The 1,185-nt window shown below is 72.8% G+C and carries 3 protein-coding genes; all 3 read left to right on the forward strand.

Features of this window, described 5'->3' with window-relative positions:
• The coding region (locus ACWCSD_RS52915) for a thermonuclease family protein (protein WP_449927601.1) at window positions 1-449 on the forward strand (449 nt) is incomplete at its 5' end.
• Between the two features lie 20 nt (window positions 450-469).
• The gene (locus tag ACWCSD_RS52920) at window positions 470-883 is read left to right on the forward strand and encodes a hypothetical protein (protein WP_449927604.1); all 414 of its coding nucleotides are present in this window, start codon (window positions 470-472) and stop codon (window positions 881-883) included.
• Window positions 884-998: 115 nt separating this feature from the next.
• Window positions 999-1,185 (forward strand): hypothetical protein (locus ACWCSD_RS52925; protein WP_449927607.1); only part of this gene is annotated, 187 nt, incomplete at its 3' end.

Below are 1,185 nucleotides of genomic sequence, written 5' to 3' on the forward strand. Positions count from 1 at the left end.
CCGGGGCGGGGGGCCCCGCCCCGCCCGCCCCCCGCGCGGGGGCGGGCGCTGCCACAGCCAAGCACCCGGCCTACTGCCGCTGCGTCAAGCACAAGCCCACCGCGGCCGCACCGGGCCCGGACCTGTACGTGTACGCCGCCACCGTGGCCAAGGTGGTCGACGGCGACACCCTCGACCTGGCCGTCGATCTCGGGTTCGGCATCAGCACGAAAATCCGCGCCCGCCTGGCCGGCGTGTACGCGCCCGAACTCGGCACCCCCGAAGGGGAGGACGCCGCGGCGTTCACCCGCGCATGGGTGGCCGAACACGGGCCCGGCTTCCTGGCGCGGACGTTCCGCGACCGCAAGGAGCGGTACGGCCGCTACCTGGCCACCCTGACCCCGGCCGGTGGCGGCCAGGCCCTCGGCGAGGCGCTCGTCGCGGCCGGTCACGCCACCACCGCCGCCTGACCCGCCTGGAGGTTCCGTACGTGAACGACATCGAGATCCCGGCCGAGGAGTTCCCCGAGGAGGCCGCCGAAGGCATGTGCGAGGTGGGCGCCGACGAGGAGGAGATCCTGGTGGACGCGGTTCCACCTGCGCCGCCTCTGCCCGAGCTGCCGCCTGAGCACGCGGTCAGCATCGACATCTACGGCAAGGGTCCGGACGTGCCGCCAGGCGAGCGCACCCAGGGCCACACCATCAACATCCCTCACAAGGTCGTCATCGACGGCCAGCCGGTGTACCTCCCCCGCGACTCGCAGGTCACCGTCACGGCCGGAGCCCAGGAGGCGACCGCCGTCACCCTGACCCTGTTCGCCCGCCGGGTCCGGATCGGGTTCGAGGACGAGCTCGACGGCCCGGCCGGTGTGCCGCCCGGTCAGCCGGTCCCGGCTGAGAGCTGAACCACCAGGAGATGATCCCCGCCCCCGAGGCGCCCCCGGGGGCGGGGATCGTCGTGTTTGCGCAGTCCAGCGGCCCATATGACGTTAAGGGATGCGCCTGCTAGCTTCCCGCGCCGTGACTGAGCACGATCACTCCCCCGCCCTCGCCCGCCGTACCGTCGACCCCGCCGAGGCCGCCCGCATGTACCGGGCCGGGCAGACGCTGACCGACATCGGCAGTGTTCACCGAGCCCTACGTCATGACCGGCGGGGGGCCGGACAACAGCACGGTCACGCTGCTCATGCTGATCTTCAAGTACGCC

It is taken from the genome of Nonomuraea sp. NPDC001684 (genome assembly GCF_053596515.1).